General features: G+C 50.1%; 25 protein-coding genes and 1 tRNA gene. 14 read left to right on the top strand and 12 right to left on the bottom strand.

The annotated features are described in order from the left end of the window. Positions 1-281: 281 nt before the first annotated feature. Together BZK41_RS24810 and BZK41_RS24805 are read right to left on the bottom strand one after the other, a co-directional pair. Positions 282-875 (bottom strand): Slp family lipoprotein, encoded by a 594-nt coding sequence (locus BZK41_RS24810; RefSeq protein ID WP_079939939.1) that lies wholly within the window; start codon positions 873-875, stop codon positions 282-284. 134 nt (positions 876-1,009) lie between these two features. Continuing rightward, positions 1,010-1,264, bottom strand: coding sequence for a DUF1471 domain-containing protein (locus tag BZK41_RS24805; protein WP_079939938.1), 255 nt, complete (start codon positions 1,262-1,264; stop codon positions 1,010-1,012). A 622-nt stretch (positions 1,265-1,886) separates the two neighbouring features. Here BZK41_RS24805 and BZK41_RS24800 point away from each other — a divergent pair. Continuing rightward, entirely contained in the window at positions 1,887-3,785 is a 1,899-nt protein-coding gene (locus BZK41_RS24800; RefSeq protein WP_079939937.1) for a methyl-accepting chemotaxis protein, read from the top strand. Positions 3,786-3,861: 76 nt separating this feature from the next. Here the strand turns inward: BZK41_RS24800 and BZK41_RS24795 are convergent, their stop codons facing one another. Together BZK41_RS24795 and BZK41_RS24790 are read right to left on the bottom strand one after the other, a co-directional pair. Then, positions 3,862-4,470: a DUF1062 domain-containing protein gene (locus BZK41_RS24795; RefSeq protein ID WP_079939936.1), complete on the bottom strand. Its 609-nt coding sequence runs from the start codon at positions 4,468-4,470 to the stop codon at positions 3,862-3,864. Positions 4,471-4,809: 339 nt separating this feature from the next. Beyond that, entirely contained in the window at positions 4,810-5,841 is a 1,032-nt protein-coding gene (locus BZK41_RS24790) for an isoaspartyl peptidase/L-asparaginase family protein (RefSeq protein WP_079939935.1), read from the bottom strand. A 327-nt stretch (positions 5,842-6,168) separates the two neighbouring features. On the opposite strand from BZK41_RS24790, the gene BZK41_RS24785 reads away from it, so the two are divergent. Next, positions 6,169-6,801: a DNA-binding protein gene (locus BZK41_RS24785; RefSeq protein WP_079939934.1), complete on the top strand. Its 633-nt coding sequence runs from the start codon at positions 6,169-6,171 to the stop codon at positions 6,799-6,801. A gap of 46 nt (positions 6,802-6,847) precedes the next feature. On the opposite strand, the gene BZK41_RS24780 is transcribed toward BZK41_RS24785, so the two are convergent. Both BZK41_RS24780 and BZK41_RS24775 read right to left on the bottom strand, forming a co-directional pair. Then, positions 6,848-6,922 (bottom strand) — tRNA-Arg (locus tag BZK41_RS24780). Positions 6,923-6,997: 75 nt separating this feature from the next. Further along, positions 6,998-7,939 (bottom strand): formate/nitrite transporter family protein, encoded by a 942-nt coding sequence (locus BZK41_RS24775; RefSeq protein WP_079939933.1) that lies wholly within the window; start codon positions 7,937-7,939, stop codon positions 6,998-7,000. A 288-nt stretch (positions 7,940-8,227) separates the two neighbouring features. Here BZK41_RS24775 and mlaA point away from each other — a divergent pair, with 288 nt between their 5' ends. Continuing rightward, entirely contained in the window at positions 8,228-8,983 is a 756-nt protein-coding gene (mlaA, locus tag BZK41_RS24770; protein ID WP_003028190.1) for a phospholipid-binding lipoprotein MlaA, read from the top strand. A gap of 59 nt (positions 8,984-9,042) precedes the next feature. Here the strand turns inward: mlaA and fadL are convergent, their stop codons facing one another. After that, positions 9,043-10,323: a long-chain fatty acid transporter FadL gene (gene fadL / locus BZK41_RS24765; protein ID WP_079939932.1), complete on the bottom strand. Its 1,281-nt coding sequence runs from the start codon at positions 10,321-10,323 to the stop codon at positions 9,043-9,045. A gap of 371 nt (positions 10,324-10,694) precedes the next feature. Here fadL and BZK41_RS24755 point away from each other — a divergent pair, with 371 nt between their 5' ends. The 4 genes from BZK41_RS24755 (at position 10,695) to sixA (ending at position 15,310) form a co-directional block, all read left to right on the top strand. Continuing rightward, positions 10,695-10,979 carry a YfcZ/YiiS family protein gene (locus BZK41_RS24755; protein WP_003834838.1) on the top strand — a complete coding sequence of 95 codons (285 nt, stop codon included), beginning with the start codon at positions 10,695-10,697 and terminating at the stop codon, positions 10,977-10,979. Positions 10,980-11,158: 179 nt separating this feature from the next. Next, positions 11,159-12,469, top strand: coding sequence for an acetyl-CoA C-acyltransferase FadI (gene fadI, locus BZK41_RS24750; RefSeq protein WP_079939931.1), 1,311 nt, complete (start codon positions 11,159-11,161; stop codon positions 12,467-12,469). Beyond that, positions 12,469-14,616 carry a fatty acid oxidation complex subunit alpha FadJ gene (gene fadJ / locus BZK41_RS24745; protein WP_079939930.1) on the top strand — a complete coding sequence of 716 codons (2,148 nt, stop codon included), beginning with the start codon at positions 12,469-12,471 and terminating at the stop codon, positions 14,614-14,616. The genes fadI and fadJ overlap by 1 nt, the downstream gene beginning before the upstream one ends. Before the next feature lie 208 nt (positions 14,617-14,824). After that, positions 14,825-15,310, top strand: a complete 486-nt coding sequence (gene sixA, locus BZK41_RS24740; protein WP_003028179.1) for a phosphohistidine phosphatase SixA — start codon at positions 14,825-14,827, stop codon at positions 15,308-15,310. A 74-nt stretch (positions 15,311-15,384) separates the two neighbouring features. Here the strand turns inward: sixA and smrB are convergent, their stop codons facing one another. After that, a complete protein-coding gene (gene smrB / locus BZK41_RS24735; RefSeq protein WP_003839296.1) occupies positions 15,385-15,936 on the bottom strand; it encodes an endonuclease SmrB in 552 nt (183 codons plus the stop codon). Positions 15,937-16,102: 166 nt separating this feature from the next. On the opposite strand from smrB, the gene prmB reads away from it, so the two are divergent. The 6 genes from prmB to BZK41_RS24705 are packed head-to-tail and all read left to right on the top strand — an operon-like array spanning position 16,103 to position 20,656. Then, complete coding sequence (gene prmB, locus BZK41_RS24730; RefSeq protein ID WP_079939929.1) at positions 16,103-17,035, top strand: 50S ribosomal protein L3 N(5)-glutamine methyltransferase; 933 nt, start codon at positions 16,103-16,105, stop codon at positions 17,033-17,035. 39 nt (positions 17,036-17,074) lie between these two features. Then, entirely contained in the window at positions 17,075-18,160 is a 1,086-nt protein-coding gene (gene aroC, locus BZK41_RS24725) for a chorismate synthase (protein WP_079939928.1), read from the top strand. 3 nt (positions 18,161-18,163) lie between these two features. Next, on the top strand, positions 18,164-18,988 hold the full coding sequence (gene mepA / locus BZK41_RS24720; protein WP_003834823.1) for a penicillin-insensitive murein endopeptidase: 825 nt from the start codon (positions 18,164-18,166) through the stop codon (positions 18,986-18,988). Further along, positions 18,988-19,797, top strand: coding sequence for a sulfite exporter TauE/SafE family protein (locus BZK41_RS24715; RefSeq protein WP_003834821.1), 810 nt, complete (start codon positions 18,988-18,990; stop codon positions 19,795-19,797). Before mepA ends, BZK41_RS24715 begins: the two co-directional genes overlap by 1 nt. Next, on the top strand, positions 19,797-20,345 hold the full coding sequence (locus BZK41_RS24710) for an elongation factor P hydroxylase (protein WP_003834819.1): 549 nt from the start codon (positions 19,797-19,799) through the stop codon (positions 20,343-20,345). The genes BZK41_RS24715 and BZK41_RS24710 overlap by 1 nt, the downstream gene beginning before the upstream one ends. A gap of 32 nt (positions 20,346-20,377) precedes the next feature. Then, entirely contained in the window at positions 20,378-20,656 is a 279-nt protein-coding gene (locus tag BZK41_RS24705; RefSeq protein ID WP_079939927.1) for a YfcL family protein, read from the top strand. Between the two features lie 112 nt (positions 20,657-20,768). Here BZK41_RS24705 and mnmC read toward each other — a convergent pair whose 3' ends face one another. Continuing rightward, complete coding sequence (gene mnmC, locus BZK41_RS24700; protein ID WP_079939926.1) at positions 20,769-22,769, bottom strand: bifunctional tRNA (5-methylaminomethyl-2-thiouridine)(34)-methyltransferase MnmD/FAD-dependent 5-carboxymethylaminomethyl-2-thiouridine(34) oxidoreductase MnmC; 2,001 nt, start codon at positions 22,767-22,769, stop codon at positions 20,769-20,771. Positions 22,770-22,928: 159 nt separating this feature from the next. Between mnmC and fabB the strand changes: the two genes are divergently transcribed. Further along, the gene (fabB, locus tag BZK41_RS24695; RefSeq protein ID WP_079939925.1) at positions 22,929-24,143 is read left to right on the top strand and encodes a beta-ketoacyl-ACP synthase I; all 1,215 of its coding nucleotides are present in this window, start codon (positions 22,929-22,931) and stop codon (positions 24,141-24,143) included. Between the two features lie 50 nt (positions 24,144-24,193). On the opposite strand, the gene BZK41_RS24690 is transcribed toward fabB, so the two are convergent. From BZK41_RS24690 to BZK41_RS24680, 3 genes are all read right to left on the bottom strand, one after another. Then, positions 24,194-24,724: a YbjP/YqhG family protein gene (locus BZK41_RS24690; protein WP_079939924.1), complete on the bottom strand. Its 531-nt coding sequence runs from the start codon at positions 24,722-24,724 to the stop codon at positions 24,194-24,196. Continuing rightward, positions 24,724-25,092, bottom strand: coding sequence for an NlpC/P60 family protein (locus tag BZK41_RS24685; RefSeq protein ID WP_079939923.1), 369 nt, complete (start codon positions 25,090-25,092; stop codon positions 24,724-24,726). The genes BZK41_RS24690 and BZK41_RS24685 overlap by 1 nt, the downstream gene beginning before the upstream one ends. A 163-nt stretch (positions 25,093-25,255) precedes the next feature. Continuing rightward, a complete protein-coding gene (locus BZK41_RS24680) occupies positions 25,256-25,501 on the bottom strand; it encodes a helix-turn-helix domain-containing protein (protein ID WP_079939922.1) in 246 nt (81 codons plus the stop codon). Between the last annotated feature and the right edge of the window lie 130 nt (positions 25,502-25,631).

The following is a 25,631-nucleotide window of genomic DNA, read 5'->3' as shown; positions in this document are numbered from 1 at the left end:
TACTCCTTAGGTATTACTAAGAAATATTATGTTTTATGTTATCCAGGATTAATTTATATAAAACAAACTTGTCGGATGTTTTCTGGGGCATTAGGATAAATATGTCACTTGTATTGGTGACGAACTCGAGACTCCTATATAGACTTTTGCTGGCGATGGATTTGCCAGCTTTTTTATTTATATTCAATAGGATAAAAAGTGAAGCATTCATGTGATAATGCCTGGTAGTGTCATTTTTCCAGGCATTGAATAGAGGTGTGGAGCAGGAGAATTATTGAATGTTATGGAGACAGAGTTTTCTCCACTTGTAGCGGTGGGTCATACCATCCCCACCCTGGATACATCATACTATTCCAGTCGGCTGGCCAGGCTGGCCCAATACCGTAATCAAAACCCGGTGCTGGCATAATACGTGTTTCTTCCTGCCATATCTGATAACCGAGAATGTTCATTGTAACAAACGGGTAACTGGAATTACCGACCCGACCCGGACGATTTCCCGTCAGGTTACCCAGTACGGTAACATAGTGATTCCGGAAGTTAACCGGATCGAGAAATGTTAAGCTTTTAGCCAGTATCCGTCCCTGATATTGCGCCCCGATTTCTGGCTGAGCATCATTATTAAGCGGCAGTACTGCTATTTCGAGCAATGTTTCATGAGGTTGATTAACAACATTGATAACCAGTCCTCCCAATCGAACTTGCTGTCCTACATAGAGGTTAGGGGTTTGCTTCAGTTTAAGAAAATCTTTTTGCAAGTCTGGTTGACCATTACCTTTAATTGATGAAGGAATGGTGGTGCAACCTGAGAGCAAGAGTGTAATTGCAGCGAAGGCGATATATGGCAATTTCCCAGAGGTATAAACCTTGGACATATTACCCTCCTTAAATAGATTAAATGAAAGGCTGTAGATTTATTGCGAGATAAAGTTACCAGATCCTCCTTTATCAAGAGGATCTGGTATTCGTACAGATATAGTTTATTAACGATTTATTTATATCAAGACATTTAATTATAAATGTCTGCATTGATGGTTTTATGTTCAGAGCGTCCTTCAGTTGATGTAATTACGTAGTATTTGCCACCCTTTTCGTCCACTTTTTTGCTGAGCCCATCATCAGTCATTGTGAATCCATCTTCAGTTACGCTAATTTCTCCTGTTTTTGTATATTTACTTGCCTGTTCTGGTGTAATTTGCTCAGCAGCATATGCAGAAAATACGCATGCCGAACCTAACAATACAATGACACTGAGTTTTTTCATAAATTGATTCTCTTATAGAGTAATGGTGAACATTAATTATGTTAGATAAATTATTTTTTTATTCAATGTGAATGTGAGTCTGTTATCGATACCACGTTTCTCGAAGTGATTAATTAGTTGATCTGAATGTGTTTTTTGATAAATTGATGTTTAATATAATAATCCGAACGTTGGATTCCATCTGCGATCTGCAAAGAATACCGATTGTTGCTTTTATGAGTCAGCTATTTTAGCCGGGGATTTTATGCTGATTAAAATTACTACGGATTGTTGAGTTATTTCTATGAGCTATCTTCACTACGCGGTATCTCGTTGGTTATGGTGTACCAGCGTAAGGTGGGAACGCTGCATATGAGAGTTGATTTCCGCCCATTTGAATGGTATCGCCTGGATGTTTCTTCATTTTCTTAAAAAGAATATTATCCTATATATAATAAAAGTGCAAAATATAGACCTATAAATGCTGTTCTGGTAGTTATTTGTCTTGGTATGCGTAATCAAATAGAGTTATTTTGTCGAAAATTAAACCTGAAAAATACCTATCTGTCTTTTGATAAATCTTAAAGTACAGCCTCTTTACGCCGATAACCATAGTGAAAATATGGATAATGGAGGAAGTGGCATGTGGTGGGTTTATCGAATGCCGATGAAAATGAAGTTAATAATTGCGCTACAACCATTATTACTGGCGTTGTGTTGGTTTGCTGGTTCAGGAATATTAACGCGTATTGAGACAGAACGGCAGATGGAGAATATTGCCCAACTGACAGCGCTCGCACGTAGTGCCGGAAATGTGGTGCATGAACTGCAAAAAGAACGGGGAATGAGTGTCGGATTTCTGGGGGCTGCAGGGACTACGTTCAAAGATGAGTTAAACGCACAGCGGGCTTTGACCGATCGCGAGATCGAGGTATTTGTGCGTTCACTGTCCGATACCGCATTGCCGAAAGGGGATGTCGCCACTTCTGTCGCTGCGTTTAAGAAAAACATTCTTTCGCTTGCCACCATCCGCGAAAACGTCACGCAGTTGGGGCTTCCAGCATCGGATGTCGTTAAGTTTTATACCAACGTCATTGCTGATGTGCTGAGTTTTGTGGGTAGATTGGGGCAGTTGACGGATTCTGGCGAAATGGCGAACGCCTTCGCCGCCTACTACAACCTGCTGAATTTGAAGGAACAAGCGGGTATTGAACGGGCGCTGCTGTCAAATATCTTTTCCTCCGGTCATTTCGCCGACGGACAATTACATCAGCTCAGTGATGTCGTCAGTAAACAGAACGTTTGGCTGACCGAATCGTTACGCCTGAGTACACCGGAACAGGCGGCTATGTTGAAAAACCGCTTACAGTCAGCAGAAGCGTCAAAAGCCCTTTCATTTCGTGAAACCGCGTTTAACCATGTCGAGAACGGTGGATTCGGTGTCGACCCTACTGTCTGGTTTAAAGTACAAACCCAGCGTATTGAAGTGATGCGGCAGATAGAAAATGTGGCGGCGAATCTTCTGTTGGCGAATGCAGAAAAACTCGCGCAGGATGCACGAAAAAACTGGCAAATATATATGGCTGTTAGCTTGTTAGCGCTCCTGGCATCATTGACGTTCGCTGGAGCCATCGCAATCAATATGCACCGTCAGTTTAGTGACACGCTACGCACGATTGCGGGTATGAACGGCGATCTGACTCAACGTCTGGCGACCCCGGGCAAAGATGAGCTTTCCTCACTTAATCGTGCCTATAACACGATGCTGGAAAGTATTCAGCATATCGTGCAGGAGATTAAGCAAGGCTCCGTGGTTTTATCCGATGCCAGTAGCAGTATTACGGCGGGAAATCAGGATCTGGCTCAACGTACAGATGAACAGGCTGCATCAATAGTAGAAGCTGTGGCCAGTATGGAGCAGTTATCAACTGCGATTACGCAAACGGCGGATAATGCCCGCGAAGCGGAGCATCTGACAATCAGACTGGAAAAAGAGGTCCGACAGGCCAGTAACGTTGCCAGTGCTGCGAACCAGAGCATGGGGGATATTCGCGCTTCCAGTGAGAAAATCTCGAATATTGTGACTTCGATTGACGATATTTCGTTTCAGACTAACTTACTGGCGCTGAATGCGGCAGTGGAAGCTGCACGGGCAGGAGAGATGGGCAGGGGGTTTGCTGTCGTAGCCAGTGAAGTGAGAAATCTTTCGCAGCGTTGCGCCAAAGAGGCTAACCAAATCCGTGAGCTGGTCGCGCAGAATATGGTCAAAATTAGTGAGGGCGTTGAGCGGGTTACTGCGTCTGCAACCGCGCTGGAAGCCGCGGCGGATAATACCACCAGTATGAAGCAATATATTGCGGATATCGCACGTGTGGCGACGGAGCAGTCGCAAGGGGTAACCCAGATAAATCTGGCACTGCGACCGATGGAGCAGGTCACGCAGCAAAATGCGGCGTTGGTTTCTCAGGCTGCGAGCGACAGCCAGCGGCTGGACAATCTGTCGGCAACCATGAAGGGTCTTGTTAACCGTTTTGTTGTCTGACGTGACGCCGTTTAACCGACCCGGACGACATACCGGGTCGGTTAAGTCTCATCACCTTATTGTGAGTTGCATATTGTTAACGCTGACTCAGAACAACTTTTCGCTGAGCACATAATGTCACTACTGACAGATTAAAATTTAAATGTCCTGTCATTAGTTTTCGGGATTTAAGTTCTTTCATCGTAATACCGCGAATATGACCTTCATCTATCAGTTTCTTTATCTCCGCAGTGCTGAGTAAAAGCTGTCGCTTCAATATCGAGAGCACACTAATCTGAAAAGAATGGGAAAGTCTGATGCTGACGGTGACGTACTGGCCACTGTTGATGCTGACTTGCCATTGTTCATGAATACGAAAATCAGGTTTACCTGCAAGCTCAGCATTATTCCGGTTCAGGGTCGCTGTATCATTGGCAAAATAGTGAACTGTACTGGCATCGTTGGTGATAAATCGATGATACAGCTCGCGATTGATTTTGCTGACGCGAAGCCGTGAAAACAGCGAGATGTTCCATGTATATTCGCAGTGGATGCATTTATAAATGCTCCAGATATCGAGCACTTTCTTTTGCGAATTGACTCTGAATGCTCCGGAAGGTGCGAATTCGCGTTTTACATTACATGATGGACAACGCTTAGCTATGCGCTGGTACCCGACAGGGGTGACAGTCCATGTGACTTTCATACCGTACCTTTTTTAACCCAAATAAATTCGGATCCGTTTTGAACGAACCATCGTTTTTATGTGAGAAAAATATTTTTAAATATTTTTCAGTGGGTTAAGAAAAGATTTCTAACACAGTGACCCTTTCTGCCAACAAATGAATCTCGAGAGATTATCAGTGTGGATGCACTCAAGTATATGAGTTCAATCAATATTTATTATGTTGCCCGGAGGGAGTGCAACTTCTGACGTCGGTCACCCTGGTAATTTCTTCCTGCAGGTATTCGAGGAGGGGGTGAAAAGAGAAAGGGACTGACGTGAGTCACAGAGCATCCCCGCCTTTATGGCGGGGAAATATCATTAACGATAAATGGCTACAACAGGTTTTCCGTCATTACCTATGGTTCCGCGGTACATCCCTTCAGAGTTGAAGGACATGGAGTAATTACCTGCTTTATCAAGCACAATAACCCCACCGCTGCCATTCAGCGCCTTAACTTCATCCAGGGCATTCTGTGCTGCGTCCTTTAAAGGGGTATTGCGGTATTTCACTTGGGCTGCAATGTTATAAGCGGTAAGCGTGCGGATAAACATTTCTCCCGAACCGGTTGCGGATACCGCCACGGTTTCATTATCGGCGTAATTACCTGCGCCAATGATAGGTGAATCTCCCACTCGTCCGTAACGTTTGTTGGTCATTCCGCCTGTAGACGTTCCGGCAGCCAGATTACCTTCTTTATCCAGTGCAACAGCACCGACAGTGCCATATTTATAGTCATACATCATCGGATCAGCAAACAGAGCTGCGCTCTTTCCGTCGTGATCCAGGAGTACTTTTTCTTTTTTGATTGCATTCTGTAATTGCTGCCAGCGAAAATCAGTTTTGAAATAAGCCGGATCAACGGTTGCGAGTCCCTGTTCTTTTGCAAAGGTATCCGCGCCTGTCGAGACCATGAGAACATGCGGACTTTGTGTCATAACGGCATACGCCGCATTAATTGGGTTTTTAACTGTGGTTACACCGGCAACGGCGCCGGCTTTTCGTGTTTTCCCGTCCATAATGGACGCATCCAGTTCATTACGGCCATCGTGGGTAAACACGGCGCCTTTACCTGCATTGAAGAGAGGGGAATCCTCCATCACATTAATCGCTTTCTGAACGGCTTCCAGGCTGCTACCGCCTTTATTCAGAACGGCATAGCCAGCATTCAGAGCTTCAGTGAGTTTTTCTGTATACTGCTTTTCTTGTTCTGGTGTGATGGTATCTTTTGTAATAGTACCGGCACCACCATGGATCACCAGCCGTATCGGCGATTGCGTATCTCCCCATGCGGGAGCAGTCAGTAAGGTACATAGGGCCAAGGTAGCGATACTGGTCTTGATTCTGATCATATGAATAAATTCCTTTTTTCTAAGCGATGAATCAGTTCGAACAATGTCACCGGTAATTTTTATTATTACCGGTATTAATCAGCCTGCTTGGGAGAAGTTTCCCTGATGAGCTGGCTAAAAATTAATCATGGCTATATTTCAATAGTCATAATTCATGTGAATTGATTTTAGTCAAAAAATATTTTTAATGATTGATTTACCAAATAATGAAGCGTTTCAGCAGAAGTTTCTCTTATTCCACTGACAATACTAGCAGGCTTCCGGTTGCAGCCTGTCGCTGGTAAAGTGAGCAACCGATACCGAGATGTGGCCAGAAGGGAATTCAGTGTGACCGAGCGTATTGATTATCAGGCTGAAAAATACAGCTTTACTGAGGCGACTGAGAGTTCTCGTCTTACCGGCCAATGGGCTGATGTTATTGCTGAATGTCGAGTATTGAAGGCAGGTCCAGAAGAACGTCTGCGTATTGCTTTATTGAATGTGGACTACGTGACCAGTTTTGAGTTGCCTTTCCGCCTGTTATTACTCCGTACCCCGCAACTGATTGCCAGCGTACGTGAAGAACTGCAGCTTAGTCAGAAAAACGTCATCTTTAACGGCAAACGCTTTGGTTGTGTTTATAGCCTGAAAGCCAGTCTCAGCGGGATACCGGATGATTTTCAGTACCGTCTGTCACATCGCATCCGGCGCATTAGTCCTGCAGGTTCAAGCGAAGCGCCATATCAGCAGATAGCTAAAACTGTAAAAGCGCCACGCGAACGCCTGAAGCTGGCACTGGAATCGGGCCTTGATGTCACTGCGCTGGACGGGCTTTTCTGGTTTGGCAGCCAACGTATTGCCGCTGATGTGCTAAGGCTGAGAAAAGCAGGGATGCGGATAGCGACAGAGCAGACAGTGGTGTCCGACAATCTTACTGCAACAGTGAGGAATGTGCCGTTTTACCGTCTGGCCCAGAGATGAACTGACTGGTAAATGAAAGAATTTTAACTGGAAGCATAAGAGTTCATGGTGTCCCCTGCAGGAATCGAACCTGCAACTAGCCCTTAGGAGGGGCTCGTTATATCCATTTAACTAAGGGGACGAAGCGGCACGAGTATAGCGTTTTTTACTCACAACGGTAAGTCTCAGGCCGCCCGACTGCTCAAACAGTCACCATTCAGGCCTGTTTTTTCTGGTTTTTCTGCTTTTGCTCATCACGCTTTGCTTGCAACCAGGCTTCTTCCTTGCGTTTGTTGCTCATATCATTGCGGATCTGCGCATGGCTCATCAGCGCGAAAATAAACGTTCCGCCACAGATATTCCCTGCGAGCGTTGGTAGCGCAAAGGGCCAGAAAAAATCACTCCAGTGCAGCGTGCCATTAAAGACCAGATAAAGAATTTCCACCGAGCCGACGACGATATGCGTGGTATCGCCTAACGCAATCAACCAGGTCATCAGAATAATGACCACAATTTTTGCCGCTCCGGCGGCGGGGAACATCCACACCATCGTGGCAATTAACCAGCCAGAAATGATGGCGTTGGAAAACATCTCTGTTGGCGTATTTTTCATCACATCCATACCAATTTTCACGAAGGCATCGCGGGTCTCTTCATCAAAAATCGGCATATGTTCAAACGCCCATGCTGCAACCCCGGTGCCAACAATATTACCCAGCAGAACTACGCTCCACAGACGCATCAACAGGCCAAAATTGCCGAGGGTAGGGTTTTGCATCACTGGCAGTACGGCGGTGACGGTATTTTCGGTAAAGAGTTGCTGGCGGGCCATAATGACAATAATAAAGCCGAAGGTATAACCGAGGTTCTCCAGTAAAAATCCCCCTGGCACGCCTTCCAGCTGTACGTGAAAAATCCCTTTTGCCAGTAGCGAGGCGCCCATCGACAGTCCTGCTGCGATGGCTGACCACAGTAGCGCCATTGCGTCGCGCTCCATCTCTTTCTCCCCATCCTGGCGAATATGTTCATGGATTGCCATGGCGCGGGAGGGGAGTCTGTCCTCATCAAGCTCTATCTTTTTCCCTGTTAGCTTTTCATCGCTTTCCACCTCGAGTTCGTCGCTGTGTCGATCAATCTTATCTTTCTTGATGTCATTCATGGCCGAATCCTGAATAAGCACGTATTGCTAAAGCGTAGCGGCTTTTGTCCGAAAATCAGCGGGAGAAAGTCTGAGATAGCAAAAATAGTAACGTTTGTTTTTATCGGGTTAGTTAGAATAGAACCGCCGCGGAGTGCGCATTACCAGGCTATGATCAAATCAGTAAGACAGGGTATATAGACATCATTTGACGTGCTGTTACAATCGCTCACATCTAAGCAGGCGGATACGTCATCGTTCCGTCATGGATGGCAATCAGCGATAGCCATAAAACACAGGGAGACACTTATGAAGCTTCGCCTGTCGGCGCTTGCGCTGGGAACCACACTTTTGGTGGGGTGTGCGAGCTCCGGTACTGAACAGCAGGGGCGTTCGGACCCATTTGAAGGGTTCAACCGCACCATGTACAACTTCAACTTTAATGTTTTAGATCCATATGTTGTTAGACCCGTAGCTGTTGCCTGGCGTGATTATGTTCCGCAGCCAGCGCGTAATGGTTTAAGCAACTTTACGGGGAACCTTGAAGAGCCGGCCGTCATGGTCAACTATTTCCTGCAAGGCGATCCTTATCAGGGAATGGTGCACTTTACCCGTTTCTTCCTGAATACCCTGTTAGGTATGGGCGGCTTTATAGATGTGGCAGGTATGGCTAATCCGAAGTTGCAGCGCGTTGAACCACACCGCTTTGGCAGTACGTTAGGCCATTATGATGTTGGTTACGGGCCGTATATGCAGCTTCCGTTCTACGGTAGTTTCACACTGCGTGATGATGGCGGCGATATGGTCGATACGCTGTATCCGGTACTGTCCTGGCTGACCTGGCCGTTGTCGATAGGCAAATGGACGGTTGAAGGGATTGAAACCCGTGCGCAATTGCTCGACTCTGACGGTCTGCTGCGTCAGTCTTCCGATCCTTACATCATGGTGCGTGAAGCTTACTTCCAGCGTCATGACTTTATTGCGAACGGCGGGAAACTCAAACCAGAAGAAAACCCGAACGCGAAAGATATTCAGGACGATTTAAAAGAGATCGATTCTGAGTAAGGAATTGGACAAATAAAAAGGTGAGCTAAAAAGCTCACCTTTTTTACGTCTGAAGAAAATCAGAATGCGTAGTTGAAGTTTGTACCAAACAGCCAGGCTTTACCTTCAGAGTCGAAAGTATAGTCGCCTTCTTGCACTGTTACTTTTTGTCCGTGCATGTAAGACACACCGACGTCGATAGAGGCATCGTCATTGAACGCATAAGTTGTACCCGCACTCAGCCACAGGCGGTCCTGATCCGGAATGGAGATGGAACGCTTGCTTGCTGGAACAGGGCTATCGTCATAGGCGATACCGGTGCGGAAGGTCCAGCTTTTATCCATGTAATAAGTGGTACCCAGCGCGATGCGGTAAGAATCTTTGAAGCCTTCTTCTTTATAGAACAGTGTCTGTCCATCGGAACCTGTTGCTTTCAGCTCCTGGAACTGACTCCAGCTGGTATAGGCCATGCTGTAGTGGATAGCCCACTGTGGTGCAATACGGTTATAACCTGACAATTCCCACATTTCAGGCAGGTTAAGCGTCAGAGAACCCGGGACGGTGGCATTGGTCGTTCCCCATGGGAATGTAGTGCCAGCGCCTGGTATAGCGTTCGCCTGGGTACGGATGCCACTCTTATAATCGCCATCAAAATCAATTTTAACTTCAGAACGGTACGTCAAACCATAACGGTTATTTTTATCCAGTTCGTACAGAATCCCGGCGTTCCAACCGTAGCCCCATTCGTCCCCTTTCAGGCTGGCAATTTTGTTGCTGACCTTCGGTAATGCAGCCGTCTGCTCGCCGGAATAACGCTCAATTTTTGCATCAGCATAAACGGCGTTAAAACCGAGACCGAAGCTCCAGCTATCATTCAGACGGTAGGCGCCGCTCAGGTTAAGGTTGACCGTTTTCAGGTCGGTCTTACCGCCGTATTCACCGACGATGTAGCTGTCGTTAAATTCGGTAGCCAGACCATAGTTTGAGGTAACGGAAGCACCCCAACCAAACTGTTCGTTAATAGGCATCACGAAGTGAGCATTCGGAACCCACGCCGTAGGCGCGATGTTATCCGCATCAGTGCTGCGTCCGGTGTATGGCGATTTACCGGAAATATTAACGTCTGGATCGATATAGACCGCGCCCGCAGAAAAAGTAGGGCGATCGAACATCATAATCAGTGCCGGGTTACGACTGGCGTTACCTGCATCATCTGCAATTGCGCCTTCACCCGAATATGCCCGGCCAAGGCCAGAGGAAGAAAATTCGTTTAACTGAAAGCCTGCAGACCAGGCCTGTGTGGAGATAATTGCCACTGCGACTGCGAGAGCAGACTTTGTAAACAGGGTTTTCTGGCTCATGACCATAACCTCATAGATTTATTTTTATACAAACAATGTTACATACCGTAACAGGAGCGCGAAGTGTAGGGTCTGAGGTACGACTTAGAAATCAGACCAGTGCCGAGAGTATAGGTCTGACCAGCTGAAATGTTGCAAGTATGTTTATAAATATTTTCAAACTTGATCAAAGAAACGCGATCCAGCTGGCAAAATTGCGGGGGCGCGCACTCACCTGTTTGGGCGATTTTTGTTTTAGATCATTTTTAAGTGTGATTTCGGTCACTTATCGCATTTCATACAATTAACGACTGGAGAGGCGAATAATGGGAGCGTAAAATATCCCTATCGTTTATCTGGCACCTCAGGTGCGAATACAGAGGAAATCTACAATGAGTAAATGCAGTGCTGATGAAACCCCGGTTTGCTGCTGTATGGATGTTGGCACCATCATGGACAACTCCGACTGCACCGCGTCTTACAGCCGTGTGTTCGCGAATCGCGCAGAGGCAGAAGAAACACTGGCCGCTCTGACTGAAAAGGCGCGTGGTGTGGAATCTGAGCCTTGCCAAATCACCTCTACCTTTACTGAAGAGTCAGAAGGTGTGCGTCTGGATATCGACTTTGTTTTTGCCTGTGAAGCTGAAACGCTGATTTTCCAACTGGGCCTGCGTTAATTCCCCCTTCTGCAAAAGCCCTTGCTATCTGATAGCAAGGGCTTTTTCGTAACTGTCAGTGATTATTCACTGTGTCTTAGCTCCCACTTTCTTTTCTCTCCGCTTGGCTAAATGTAAAAAATTGGTTAAGACTATGATCAGGTCAGACCACTTATTTTATTTTTTTACAGGGGAGTGTTATGAGTCAGGCTTTACCGCTGGTTACCCGCCAGGGCGACCGTATTGCCATTGTAAGTGGATTGCGTACGCCATTTGCTCGTCAGGCTACCGCGTTTCATGGCATTCCCGCCGTTGATTTAGGAAAAATGGTCGTCGGTGAGCTGCTGGCGCGCAGCGAAATACCTGCTGATGTGATTGAGCAACTGGTTTTTGGTCAGGTGGTGCAAATGCCTGAAGCGCCAAATATTGCTCGTGAAATTGTGCTGGGAACCGGCATGAATGTGCACACGGATGCCTACAGCGTAAGCCGAGCCTGTGCTACCAGCTTCCAGGCAGTGGCGAATGTCGCGGAAAGCTTGATGGCGGGGTCTATTCGTGCGGGAATTGCGGGTGGTGCGGACTCCTCGTCAGTCTTGCCTATTGGCGTCAGTAAAAAGCTGGCGCGGGTGCTGGTGGATGTCAATAAGGCCCGGACTACCGGTCAACGCCTTAAACTCTTTTCCCGATTGCGCTTACGTGACCTGATGCCTGTGCCGCCTGCCGTCGCCGAGTATTCCACCGGTTTGCGTATGGGGGATACGGCTGAGCAAATGGCCAAAACCTATGGTATTACCCGAGAGCAACAGGATGCCCTGGCGCACCGCTCTCATCAGCGTGCCGCTCAGGCGTGGGCTGAAGGAAAGCTGGCAGATGAGGTAATGACTACCTACGCGCCGCCGTTTAAAGATCCTTTTTCGGAAGATAACAATATTCGCGGTAACTCTACGCTGGCGGATTACGCCAAACTACGTCCGGCGTTTGACCGCAAGCACGGCACCGTCACCGCAGCAAACAGTACCCCGCTAACGGACGGCGCAGCCGCCGTGATTATGATGACGGAGTCGCGTGCGAAAGAGTTGGGACTGGTGCCGCTGGGATACCTGCGTAGTTTTGCTTTTACCGCCATCGATGTCTGGCAGGACATGCTGCTGGGACCAGCGTGGTCAACGCCGCTAGCCCTGGAGAGAGCGGGTCTGACCATGGCAGATTTAACCCTGATCGATATGCATGAAGCCTTTGCCGCGCAAACGCTGGCGAATCTTCAACTGCTGGGTAGCGAACGTTTTGCCCGCGACGTGCTGGGCAGGGCGCATGCCACTGGCGAGGTTGATGACAGTAAATTTAACGTGCTGGGCGGATCGATTGCCTATGGACACCCTTTCGCCGCTACTGGCGCGCGCATGATCACCCAATCTCTCCATGAATTACGACGTCGTGGCGGTGGTTTTGGTTTAGTGACCGCCTGTGCAGCTGGTGGTCTGGGCGCAGCCATGGTTCTGGAGGCGGAATAATGGAAATGGCATCGGCTTTTACACTAAACGTACGTCTGGATAACGTTGCTGTTGTCACCATTGATGTGCCCGGAGAGAAAATGAACACCCTGAAAGCGGAGTTTGCTTCTCAGGTACGGGCTATTCTGAAACAAATTCGCGATAACAAAGCATTGCGCGGCGTGGTGTTTATTTCGGCTAAACCCGATAACTTCATTGCCGGGGCGGATATCAATATGATTGGTAGCTGTCGCAGCGCACAGGAAGCCGAAACGTTGGCCCGTCAGGGGCAGCAGATGATGGCGGAAATTAATGCCTTACCGATCCCGGTTATCGCCGCGATTCATGGCGCATGCCTCGGCGGTGGCCTGGAGATGGCGCTGGCGTGCCACAACCGTATTTGTACCGATGATGTTAAAACCGTACTGGGTTTACCGGAAGTACAACTTGGCTTGTTGCCTGGCTCCGGTGGTACGCAGCGGCTGCCGCGCCTGATTGGCGTCAGTACCGCACTGGATATGATCCTCACCGGAAAACAATTACGTGCAAAACAGGCGCTGAAAGTTGGTTTAGTGGATGAAGTTGTACCGCATTCTATTTTGCTGGAAGCGGCCGTTGAACTGGCTAAAAAGGACAATTTTGCGCACCGAACGCTGCCCGTGAGAGAGCGGGTGTTGGCGGGGCCACTGGGGCGAGCGCTGTTGTTCCGCATGGCCAGTAAAAAGACGGCGCAAAAAACGCAAGGTAACTACCCTGCAACAGAACGTATTCTTGAAGTCATCGAAACCGGGCTAGAGCAAGGCAGCAGCAGCGGTTACGACGCTGAGGCCCGCGCGTTTGGTGAGCTGGCGATGACATCCCAGTCTCAGGCGCTACGGCATATCTTTTTTGCCAACACCGATGTGAAAAAAGATCCCGGAAGTGATGCGAAACCTGGCCCGCTAAACAGCGTAGGTATTTTGGGTGGCGGTCTGATGGGCGGCGGTATTGCCTACGTGACGGCCTGTAAAGGCGGCTTGCCTGTGCGCATCAAAGATATAAACGCTAAGGGAATCAACCACGCGCTGAAGTACAGCTGGGATCAGCTTGAAACGAAGGTTCGCCGCCGTCATATCAAAGCCAGTGAACGCGATAAACAACTGGCGCTGATTTCGGGATCGATCGACTACCGTGGCTTTGCGCATCGCGATTTGATTATTGAAGCCGTGTTTGAAGATCTGTCGCTAAAACAACGGATGGTGGCAGAAGTTGAGCAAAATTGCGCACCTCATACCATTTTTGCTTCTAACACCTCATCTTTGCCCATTGGCGATATTGCCGCGAACGCTGCCAGGCCTGAACAAGTGATTGGTTTACACTTTTTCAGTCCGGTGGAAAAAATGCCGTTGGTCGAAGTGATCCCACATGCCACGACCTCTGAACAGACGATTGCAACTACCGTTAAGTTAGCGAAAAAACAGGGCAAAACGCCGATAGTGGTCAGAGATAAGGCCGGCTTTTACGTTAACCGTATTTTAGCGCCTTACATTAACGAAGCGATTCGTATGTTGACCGAAGGCGAGCGGGTCGAAACCATAGACGCCGCGCTGGTTAAGTTTGGTTTTCCTGTTGGGCCAATCCAACTTTTGGATGAGGTCGGAATTGATACGGGCACTAAAATTATACCAGTGCTTGAAGCTGCATATGGAGAACGTTTTAGCGCGCCTGCAAATGTTGTTGCTTCAATTTTGAATGACGATCGCAAAGGTAGAAAAAATGGTCGGGGTTTCTATCTTTATGGTGTGAAAGGGCGTAAAAGCAAAAAACAGGTCGACCCTGCAATTTATACGCTTATTGGCGTCCAGGGTCAGGGCCGACTTACCGCCGCGCAGGTAGCAGAGCGGTGCGTCATGTTAATGCTCAATGAAGCAGCCCGTTGCTTCGACGAGAAGATAGTCCGCAGCGCACGTGATGGCGACATCGGCGCTGTATTTGGTATTGGTTTTCCGCCATTCCTCGGCGGTCCGTTCCGGTATATGGATTCTCTCGGCGCGGGTGAAGTGGTTGCGGTTCTGCAACGGCTGACCACGCAATACGGCTCGCGGTTTACACCGTGTGAGCAGTTATTGCAGATGGCGGAACGCAGTGAAAGATTCTGGAATATTGGGGAAACTGACCTGAATTCATGAGGTCAAAAGTAGGATGAATCCGCACTGAATGTATGGGTCGCGCTCAAAATGTAAACAGAGATTGACTATACTTACGCCGTTGAGGTAAAAAACAGCGTTTCATTCGGTGAATGGATAAGGCACAATGCCGGCCACCATATCGTTACCACAGCCAATAGGGGCTGTGAGTATAGGTAGTGGTGATTCTGGTTAACAAAAGCGGTGCAATATGCAAGTTTTTATCATGCGTCACGGCGACGCGGCCCTCGATGCCGCCAGTGATTCGGTTCGTCCCTTAACCTCCTGTGGTTGTGACGAATCTCGCCTGATGGCGAACTGGCTGAAAGGTCAAAAAGTGGATATCGAACGTGTTCTGGTGAGCCCGTTCCTACGAGCCGAACAAACGCTGGATGTGGTGGGGGAATGTATGAACCTGCCAACCGGCGTGGATGTTTTGCCGGAGCTGACTCCCTGCGGCGATGTCGGTCTGGTCAGCGCCTATTTACAGGCTCTGGCCAATGAAGGTATCGCCACGGCACTGGTTATCTCTCACTTGCCTTTAGTGGGATATCTGGTGTCTGAGCTTTGCCCTGGTGAAACACCGCCGATGTTTACCACATCAGCGATTGCCAGCGTTACGCTTGATGAGAGCGGGAAGGGTACTTTTAACTGGCAGATGAGCCCGTGTAACCTGAAAATGGCAAAAGCGATTTAAACAGGCCGGATAAGGCGCAGCCGCCACCCGGAAAATCAAAGAGCCGCAAATGCGGCTCTTATTGTTTTTTTGCATCACGGAAGTTCGGGCGGTAGCCACTCTTCCACTTCAATCAGCACCAGCAACGCGGCGTCGCCACCGTATTCTTTCGGCGCCTGATGAAAGGCCATCACGTGTGGATGCTGGGCTAACCAGAGCGGCGTTTGTTGCTTAAGAATATGCTTCCCGTGACCATGCATCACGCAGGCGCAAAATACATGCTCACGACGACAGGCGGCAATCAGCGCACCTAACTCTTGCTTGGCCTGCTGCTGAGTCAGGCCATGCAGATCGAGAAACAGCTCCGGGGAGTAATCACCACGGCGCATTTTCTTCAGTTCGAAATGGCTGACGTCGGCACGCAGGTATCTTACCGGGCCGTCCGTATTCAGCAGCGGCTGAAACTCATCCGAGAAATAGTGGCTGGCATCAGCCTGCTCCTGTAGCAGTCTTTTAACCGGAACCTCGGCAATTTTTTTACGTGGAGGTCGGTGAACAATGGTGTCCTGTTTAATTTTACGCGTGCCGGTCATCAGCTGGCGAAACAGCGTCTGATCCTCCTCGCTGAGCGATGTTTTCTTTTTCATTCGAGAGTCTCAACTTTTATTTTCCGTTAGTTTAACCCGACTCGGCGGGCATCCGATCGCTTAAAACGCAATTTTCGCGCTCAGGCCCCGTGTGAATGCTGATTTATCGCCGTCTTCGTGGCAAACTAGCCGCCGAAATTAATACGAGCATGCCCTGGAGGAATACGTGGATAAAATTTTCGTCGATGAAGCAGTGAGTGAACTGCATACCATTCAGGACATGTTGCGTTGGGCGGTCAGCCGTTTTAGCGCGGCGAACATCTGGTATGGCCATGGCACGGATAACCCATGGGACGAGGCTGTACAACTGGTGCTGCCGTCACTTTATTTGCCGCTGGATATTCCAGAAGATATGCGTACCGCACGTCTGACATCCAGCGAGCGTCATCGTATTGTTGAACGCGTGATTCGCCGCGTCAACGAGCGCATTCCGGTTGCTTATCTGACCAACAAGGCCTGGTTCTGCGGGCATGAGTTCTATGTTGATGAACGCGTGCTGGTTCCGCGTTCACCGATTGGCGAGCTTATCAATAACCGCTTTGCGGGCCTTATCAATGAGCAGCCGCAGCATATCCTCGATATGTGTACCGGCAGCGGCTGTATCGCCATTGCCTGCGCCTATGCCTTCCCGGAAGCCGAAGTGGATGCAGTAGATATTTCCACTGACGCGCTGGCGGTGACCGAACACAATATTGAAGAACACGGTCTGATCCATCACGTCACGCCGATCCGTTCCGATCTGTTCCGCGATCTGCTGAAAGTCCAGTATGACCTGATTGTGACCAACCCGCCGTATGTCGATGCGGAAGATATGTCCGATCTGCCAAACGAATATCGTCACGAACCTGAGCTGGGTCTGGCGTCCGGCACCGATGGACTGAAACTTACCCGCCGCATTCTGGGGAACGCCCCAGACTACCTGTCAGATAACGGTATTCTGATTTGTGAAGTCGGAAACAGCATGGTACATCTGATGGAGCAGTATCCGGATGTACCGTTCACCTGGCTGGAGTTCGACAACGGCGGTGACGGCGTATTCATGCTGACCAAAGAGCAGTTAGTTGCTGCTCGTGAGCACTTCAGCATTTATAAAGACTAATTACACGCGCACATACACAACACTCATAACGGAGCCGTGATGGCAGGAAACACAATTGGGCAACTCTTTCGCGTAACCACTTTCGGCGAATCACACGGGCTGGCGCTCGGTTGTATTGTCGATGGTGTTCCGCCGGGCATTTCTCTGACAGAAGCTGACCTGCAGCACGATCTCGACAGACGCCGTCCGGGCACATCGCGCTACACTACGCAGCGTCGTGAGCCGGATCAGGTGAAAATCCTCTCCGGGGTGTTCGAGGGCGTTACCACTGGCACCAGCATTGGCCTGCTGATCGAAAATACCGATCAGCGTTCACAGGATTACGGCGCGATTAAGGACGTTTTTCGTCCAGGGCACGCCGACTATACCTATGAGCAAAAATATGGCCTGCGCGACTACCGTGGCGGCGGACGTTCTTCCGCACGTGAAACAGCGATGCGCGTGGCGGCCGGAGCGATTGCCAAAAAATATCTGGCGGAAAAATTCGGCGTTGAGATTCGCGGCTGCCTGACGCAGATGGGTGATATTCCGCTGGAGATCAAAGACTGGTCCCAGGTGGAACTTAACCCGTTCTTTTGCCCGGACCCGGATAAACTCGACGCGCTGGATGAACTGATGCGCGGGCTGAAGAAAGAAGGTGACTCCATCGGAGCGAAGGTGACCGTTGTTGCACGCGGTGTACCTGCGGGTCTCGGCGAACCTGTATTCGACCGCCTGGATGCCGACATCGCCCATGCGCTGATGAGCATTAACGCCGTTAAGGGCGTTGAGATTGGCGACGGATTTGACGTTGTTGCGCTGCGCGGCAGCCAGAACCGAGATGAAATCACCAAAGAAGGTTTCCAGAGTAACCATGCGGGCGGCATTCTGGGTGGGATCAGCAGCGGGCAACAAATCATTGCTCATATGGCGCTGAAACCGACGTCCAGTATTACCGTTCCTGGGCGCACTATTAACCGCTTTGGTGAAGAAGTCGAAATGATCACTAAGGGTCGTCACGATCCGTGCGTTGGGATCCGCGCCGTACCGATCGCCGAGGCGATGCTGGCGATCGTATTGATGGATCACCTGCTGCGTCAGCGGGCGCAAAATGCGGACGTGAAGACCGATATTCCACGCTGGTAAGAGATGAAAAAAACGGCACTTGCGGCGCTGGCTCTGTTTGCCAGTACCGCCTGTCTGGCGGCAACGCCCTGGCAGAAAATTACCCATCCGGTTGCGGGCAGCGCGCAGTCTATCGGCGCGTTTTCCAATGGCTGTATCGTTGGCGCAGATACGCTGCCTGTCCAGTCAGAACATTATCAGGTGATGCGCACCGATCAGCGTCGTTACTTTGGCCATCCGGACCTGGTGAGGTTTATCCAGCGTCTGAGTAATCAGGCCAATAGTCAGGGGCTGGGCACGGTGTTAATCGGCGATATGGGTATGCCGGCCGGTGGGCGATTCAATGGCGGTCACGCCAGCCACCAGACAGGACTGGATGTGGATATTTTCCTGCAACTGCCCAAAACGCGCTGGACCCAGTCGCAACTGCTGCGGCCGCAGGCGTTAGATCTGGTCTCACAGGACGGCAAGCGTGTTGTGCCGTCACTGTGGAAACCGGAGATTTTCAGCCTGATTAGGCTGGCTGCAAAAGATAATGAAGTAACGCGTATTTTCGTGAATCCGGCGATTAAGCAACAACTTTGTCTGGATGCAGGGACCGACAGGGACTGGTTGCGTAAAGTGCGGCCGTGGTTCCAGCATCGTGCGCATATGCACGTGCGGTTACGTTGTCCTGCGGACAGCCTTGAGTGCGAAGATCAACCGTTACCGCCACCGGGTGACGGCTGTGGCGCAGAGCTGCAAAGCTGGTTCGAACCTCCAAAACCTGGAACCACCAAGCCTGAGAAGAAGACACCGCCGCCGTTGCCGCCTTCCTGCCAGGCGCTACTGGACGAGCATGTACTCTAATGGACCATTTTGCCTCTCTGTTTATGGTGTCGCCACTGCTGTTAGGTGTGCTTTTTTTTGTGGCGATGCTGGCAGGTTTTATTGATTCTCTGGCCGGAGGCGGTGGTTTACTCACCATCCCGGCATTGATGGCGGCCGGGATGCCACCTGCGCAAGCGCTGGCGACCAATAAGCTGCAGGCCTGCGGGGGATCTATCTCTTCCTCCCTCTATTTTATTCGTCGTGGTGTGGTTAATCTGGCGGATCAGAAGCTCAATATCTTCATGACCTTTATCGGCTCAATGAGCGGCGCGCTGTTGGTTCAGCACGTGCAGTCAGATGTCCTGCGCCAGATCCTGCCGGTTTTGGTTATCTGTATTGGCCTTTACTTCCTGTTGATGCCGAAAATCGGGGAAGAGGACCGACAGCGCCGACTGCACGGTTTGCCTTTCGCGCTGGTGGCCGGGGGCTGCGTCGGCTTTTACGATGGCTTTTTTGGTCCGGCGGCAGGGTCGTTCTACGCGCTGGCTTTTGTCATGCTGTGCGGATACAACCTGGCGAAATCGACGGCCCACGCCAAAGTATTAAATGCCACATCGAATATCGGTGGGTTGTTGCTGTTTGCCCTCGGCGGCAAAGTGATTTGGGCGACCGGGTTTGTGATGCTCATTGGCCAGTTTATTGGCGCACGGATGGGCTCACGACTGGTGCTCAGCAAAGGACAAAAACTCATTCGGCCAATGATCGTTATTGTCTCCGCCGTGATGAGCGCCAAGCTACTTTATGATAATCATGGACAGGAGATTCTCCACTGGCTGGGGATGAACTAATGAATAATACGCATCACTACGAACAGTTAATTGAGATTTTTAACGGCTGCTTTGCCGATGAATTTAATACCCGTCTGATTAAAGGCGACGACGAACCGATCTATCTTCCTGCGGATGCGGAATTGCCGTATCACCGTATCGTTTTTGCGCATGGTTATTACGCCAGTGCATTACACGAAATTTCACACTGGTGCATCGCCGGTAAAGCCCGTCGTGAGCTGGTCGATTTTGGTTACTGGTACTGCCCGGACGGACGCGATGCCAAAACACAATGCCAGTTTGAAGATGTGGAAGTGAAGCCGCAGGCGTTTGACTGGTTGTTTTGCATGGCGGCGGGCTACCCGTTTAACGTCAGTTGCGACAACCTGGAAGGGGACTTTGAACCGGATCGCGTGGTATTCCAGCGCCGTGTTCATGCTCAGGTGATGGAGTACCTGGAAAAGGGGATCCCTGAACGTCCGGCGCGTTTCATTAACGCGTTACAGAATTATTATCACACGCCTGAACTTACGGCGGAACAATTCCCGTGGCCTGAAGCGCTCAACTGAAGCCGCTGCCACGTTTACAATGAGGAAAGAAGATGATCGCGGAGTTTGAATCACGCATTCTGGCATTAATCGACGATATGGTAGAGCACGCCAGCGATGATGAGTTATTTGCCAGTGGCTATTTGCGTGGGCACCTGACGCTGGCTGTGGCAGAGCTGGATGCTGGCGAGGACCATTCCGCTGAGGCATTGTACGCCAATGTGACCAGCAGCCTGGAAAAAGCCATCAGCGCAGGCGAACTCTCGCCGCGTGACCAGGCGTTAGTGAAAGAGATGTGGGACACACTGTTCCAGAAGGCAACAAAACAATAATTGCAGCGGATTGTGCTGGATGGCGACGCGAAGGCGTCTTATCCGGCCTACGTGGACGGGAGGAGGTAGGCCTGATAAGCGTAGCGCCATCAGGCAATGGTGGGATGGAATCCTATTTCACCGCTTTACCCTTCAGTAACTTCCTTACCCACAAACGATTCGGATTCAGCGCCGCCAGCGTATTGGCATCCATGGGAATTGGTTCATCGCTCATTTGCGATGCCAGAATTTCTGCACACAGCGGGGCAGTACACAGCCCGCGCGAGCCCAGCGCACCCAACATAAATAAATTGGAATACACCGGGGCGTTTACGGCGTGCTCTTTGTCTTCGGCAAGAGTGGCATACTGGCTGAGCGTGGCGTCATAATCCGCGACGTTGCCGACCATCGGCATGTGATCGCGCGTGGCGCAGCGCACTCCACAACGGGCGGCATTGCCACTAACGTCTACTTCTTTTGCCCACGCGGCATTCGGGAAACAATCTATTAAGCGCTGACGGTTTTGCTGCTGATCGTCAGCACGATACACCGTTTCTTCACTTCCGCGATGATAGCTGGCGCCAATGCAGTGCTGCTGGTTTTGCGGGTTGTGCGGCGTGAGGTAGCCGTCATAGCACAGCACCTGGCGCAGCGCTGAAAGCGAAGGCGTAGTAGGAATATGACTCACCTGACCGCCTACGGAGTACACCGGTAGCGACTGCGTTTGCTCAACGCCGTTAATGCGATGCCCGTTAGCCAAAACAACAGCTGCGTGAGTGGCGGTTTCCCCACTGGCAAACGTCAATTGCCAGCTTTCTGTCTGCCGAGACAGCGAGGCCAGCGTATGTTGATACCGGGTGCGTAATCCCTGCGTTGCGGCATAGTCGAATAAGGCGGCGGTTAACTGTGCCGGACACAGCCACCCTCCGGCAGGGTACTGAATCCCACCGCATCCGGTTTCTACGCCGGTTGTTTGTAAAACCTGCTCTGCGTCAACGCTAACGGCGAGCGCATCAGGCAGTTCAAGGGACAGCATTTGGTCGATTTTTTGCTGGCTTTTCTCATCCCATGCCAGTTGCGTCACGCCGCACCAGTCATGCGAAAACTCAATGGGGAGGGCGTCATACAGCCGACGAGCGAAGGTAAACGCGGTGGGGAAAAAGAGATTAATGGCTGCGTCATGCTTGCTGAGTAGCGGATAAAGCGCGCCCTGGCGATTGCCGGATGCACCCCCTGCTGGGTTATCGTCGGCGCAATAGAGAGTGACCTGCCAGCCGCGGCGCAGTAACGCTAACGACAGCAATGCGCTGGCAATCCCTCCGCCAATAATGGCAACTTCGCGTTTATCTGTTCCGGTACGTGCAAACCAGGGTGTCGATGGGGGGAACGTCAGCGTCTGTTCCATTACGCCACAGAGCATTTCGCGTTTGCGACCAAAGCCTTTGCATTTTTGCATCGTAAACCCGGCTTCCTGCAACCCCCGACGCACAAAGCCTGCTGAGGTGAAGGTCGCCAGCGTGCCGCCGGGACGAGCCAGGCGGGCCATTGCGTTAAACAGCGTTGGCGTCCACATATCCGGGTTTTTTGCCGGAGCGAAACCGTCCAGAAACCAGGCGTCCACTTTTTGATTCAGGGAGTCATCGAGCTTGCTGGTCAGTTCGTTAATATCGCCAAACCACAGATCCAGCGTAACGCGTCCATCATCAAGGAGCAGGCGATGACATCCCGCCAGCGGCAGAGGCCATTGCTCTTGCAGAGCCTTGGCCCACGGGGCAAGTTCCGGCCAGTGCTGATGCGCTAATGTCAGATCCTCTCGCGTCAGCGGAAATTTTTCAAAACTGATGAAATGTAATCTTTCCAGGGTAGCATCAGGATGGGTATCGCGAAAATCGGCAAATGCCTGCCACAGCGTCAGGAAGTTAAGTCCGGTGCCAAACCCGCTTTCCGCTACCACGAAGTGGGGGCGTGAATGCGCAGGGAATCGCTGGGCGAGATGATTCCCGCCGAGAAAGACGTAACGTGTCTCTTCCAGCCCGTTATCATTAGAAAAATAGACATCGTCAAAATCTCGGGAAACAGGTGTACCCTCAGCGTTGAATTCAAGGTTTGCAGGTTGTATAGCGTATTGTTTCACGTAAGTTACTCGTCTGGCAGGCTGTGCCCCGATCTTAGCGATGAGTGCCTGGCTGCGCAAATTTCCACACTAAATGGCTGATCGGACTTGTTCGGCGTACAAGTGTACGCTATTGTGCCACTCGAAACTTTAAAATAGTGCGACTTACAGAGGTATTGAATGAAACGTGCAGTGATTACTGGCTTGGGCATCGTTTCCAGCATCGGTAATAACCAGCAGGAAGTCCTGGCATCTCTGCGTGAAGGACGTTCAGGGATCACTTTCTCTCAGGAGCTGAAGGACTCCGGCATGCGTAGCCACGTTTGGGGCAACGTAAAACTGGATACCACTGGCCTCATTGACCGCAAAGTAGTGCGCTTTATGAGCGACGCATCCATCTATGCATTCCTTTCTATGGAACAGGCAGTGGCTGATGCCGGCCTTGCTGCAGAAGATTACCAGAACAACCCGCGCGTTGGCCTGATTGCAGGTTCCGGCGGCGGCTCCCCGCGTTTTCAGGTGTTCGGTGCTGACGCAATGCGTAGCCCGCGTGGTCTGAAAGCGGTTGGCCCGTATGTGGTCACCAAAGCGATGGCATCCGGCGTTTCAGCCTGCCTCGCAACGCCGTTCAAAATCCACGGCGTAAACTACTCTATCAGCTCTGCCTGTGCGACATCTGCGCACTGTATCGGTAACGCGGTAGAACAAATTCAGCTGGGCAAACAGGACATCGTTTTTGCTGGCGGCGGCGAAGAGCTGTGCTGGGAAATGGCGTGTGAATTCGACGCTATGGGCGCGTTGTCCACTAAATACAACGACGATCCATCCAAAGCTTCCCGTACCTATGATGCACACCGTGACGGTTTCGTTATTGCAGGCGGCGGCGGTATGGTTGTGGTTGAAGAGCTGGAGCATGCGCTGGCACGTGGCGCGCACATCTATGCGGAAATCGTCGGTTACGGCGCAACATCCGATGGTGCAGACATGGTTGCTCCGTCTGGCGAAGGCGCAGTACGTTGCATGCAGATGGCGATGCACGGCGTAGACACGCCGATCGACTACCTGAACTCTCACGGTACCTCTACCCCGGTAGGCGACGTGAAAGAGTTGGGCGCAATTCGTGAAGTATTTGGCGACAATAGCCCGGCAATCTCCGCGACTAAAGCGATGACTGGTCACTCTCTGGGTGCAGCTGGCGTACAGGAAGCTATCTACTCTCTGCTGATGCTGGAACACGGCTTTATCGCGCCAAGCATCAACATTGAAGAGCTGGATGAGCAGGCGGCTGGTCTGAACATCGTGACTAAACCGACCGAGCAGACGCTGACCACCGTGATGTCCAACAGCTTCGGCTTTGGCGGCACCAACGCAACGCTGGTCATGCGTAAGCTGTAAGCGTAAGTCTGCAAAATGAGATGCAAAGGGGAGCCGTGAGGCTCCCTTTTTTACTTATTCATCTTTTCATACTCCGGTGCGATCTCCGCAGACCATGCTTTGGCTTGCGCGATGTCACCGGTGCTGTAGATTGGCTGTTCAAAATGATTGCCCAGATCCGTTACGCGATATATTTTCCAGCGACCCTCTTCCCAACGCGTATACACTTCCAGCAGTATGGGGGCTTCGCCTGTCGGTCCACCTAATTGGACTTCCACTTTTTCGCCTCCGAGAAAGGGGTGAGCTGGTCCAACCCGTAACAGCGGGATCCATTCAGGGTCGTAATCCTGCACGTACATAAAGTAGTCAGAATCCAGTATTTCCTGCTCATAAAGACTATCAATCAGCGCCAGACGATTGATAACGTCTTTCGCCACATAGCGTTGCAATAATGCGGATGTGTCATGAGAAGTATCCAGATCTTGGGTAAAGTTGTTCATCCACGCGAGATAGAACTGCTTTACATCTTGTGTGCTGTCACTGCGAGGTGAAGAACAACCACAAAGTAACAAAACCAGAGCAATCAACGAGAACGCTTTCATTATTGTTTCCTGTAAATAGTGTATGACGGTTTTGCCGCCCGATAGCCAGGCCCCGCCCACATATCACGTTGTCTAAAATCGGAGTACCACTCCTGACCGTCAAATATCGCCATATGACCGCTTGGGTTTCCTCCCTCATAAGGTTGAATGACGACGACATCACCTGCTCTGGGCTGTTCAAATGTGCCGATAGGACTGAATCCTGCGTTTTTTAACAGCGGTCCATAATCTTTAGCATGGTAGGTATTTCCAAGAGAAATACCTCCTGCCTGAATGGCTTTGCGGGTAAATTCTGCACAGCGCTTCTGAGAATGCACGCCTGCATGTGATTTCGCATAATTTGTTGCTGCTGTTTTATTCCAGCTCATCATGACCCCTGTTAATGGAATAGGTAATTAGTTCGTGTATTGCTTTAACAGGATTTAATCTGATGGGAATGGCCGATAGTGCTATCAATATCGTAAATATATTTTATTGAGATATTAATCAATCTGTCGGGTAAATTTTAGATAATATATTTATAATTGATGATTATTCTTTGTAACGGTTTTTTTTTGCTGGTTTCGATATATAGCGTGACGGCCAAATTACGTCCGGCGTGGTTTCTAGCGCCTGTGCGATGATCTGTTCTGCTCGGGGCCAACTGCGGGTAAATAAATTTCGTAGCGAATCAGGAGACAAGCCTGCCGAACGTGATAATTCTCTGAGCGTAATGCCTCTTTTTTCCAGTGCACTTTTAATATCTGCACGATGCCAGTCTTGGCTTTTGTGTTCCATTCTGTAATCCTAAGAAGATGTGTTATCGGCGCCGATATTTTTCAGGGTATAAATTAGAAAGAAAAAAGAACGTTACTTTCTTTTTTATCGTAGGAATATTGCCAGAATTAATTTGAAATTTCGCGGAAAA

Origin of the sequence: Citrobacter sp. A316 (assembly GCF_002042945.1) — a bacterium.
GTDB classification, from domain to species: Bacteria; Pseudomonadota; Gammaproteobacteria; order Enterobacterales; family Enterobacteriaceae; genus Citrobacter; species Citrobacter portucalensis.
Note: the sequence above shows the minus strand (reverse complement) of the source record. Positions and strands in the feature narration are given on the sequence as shown.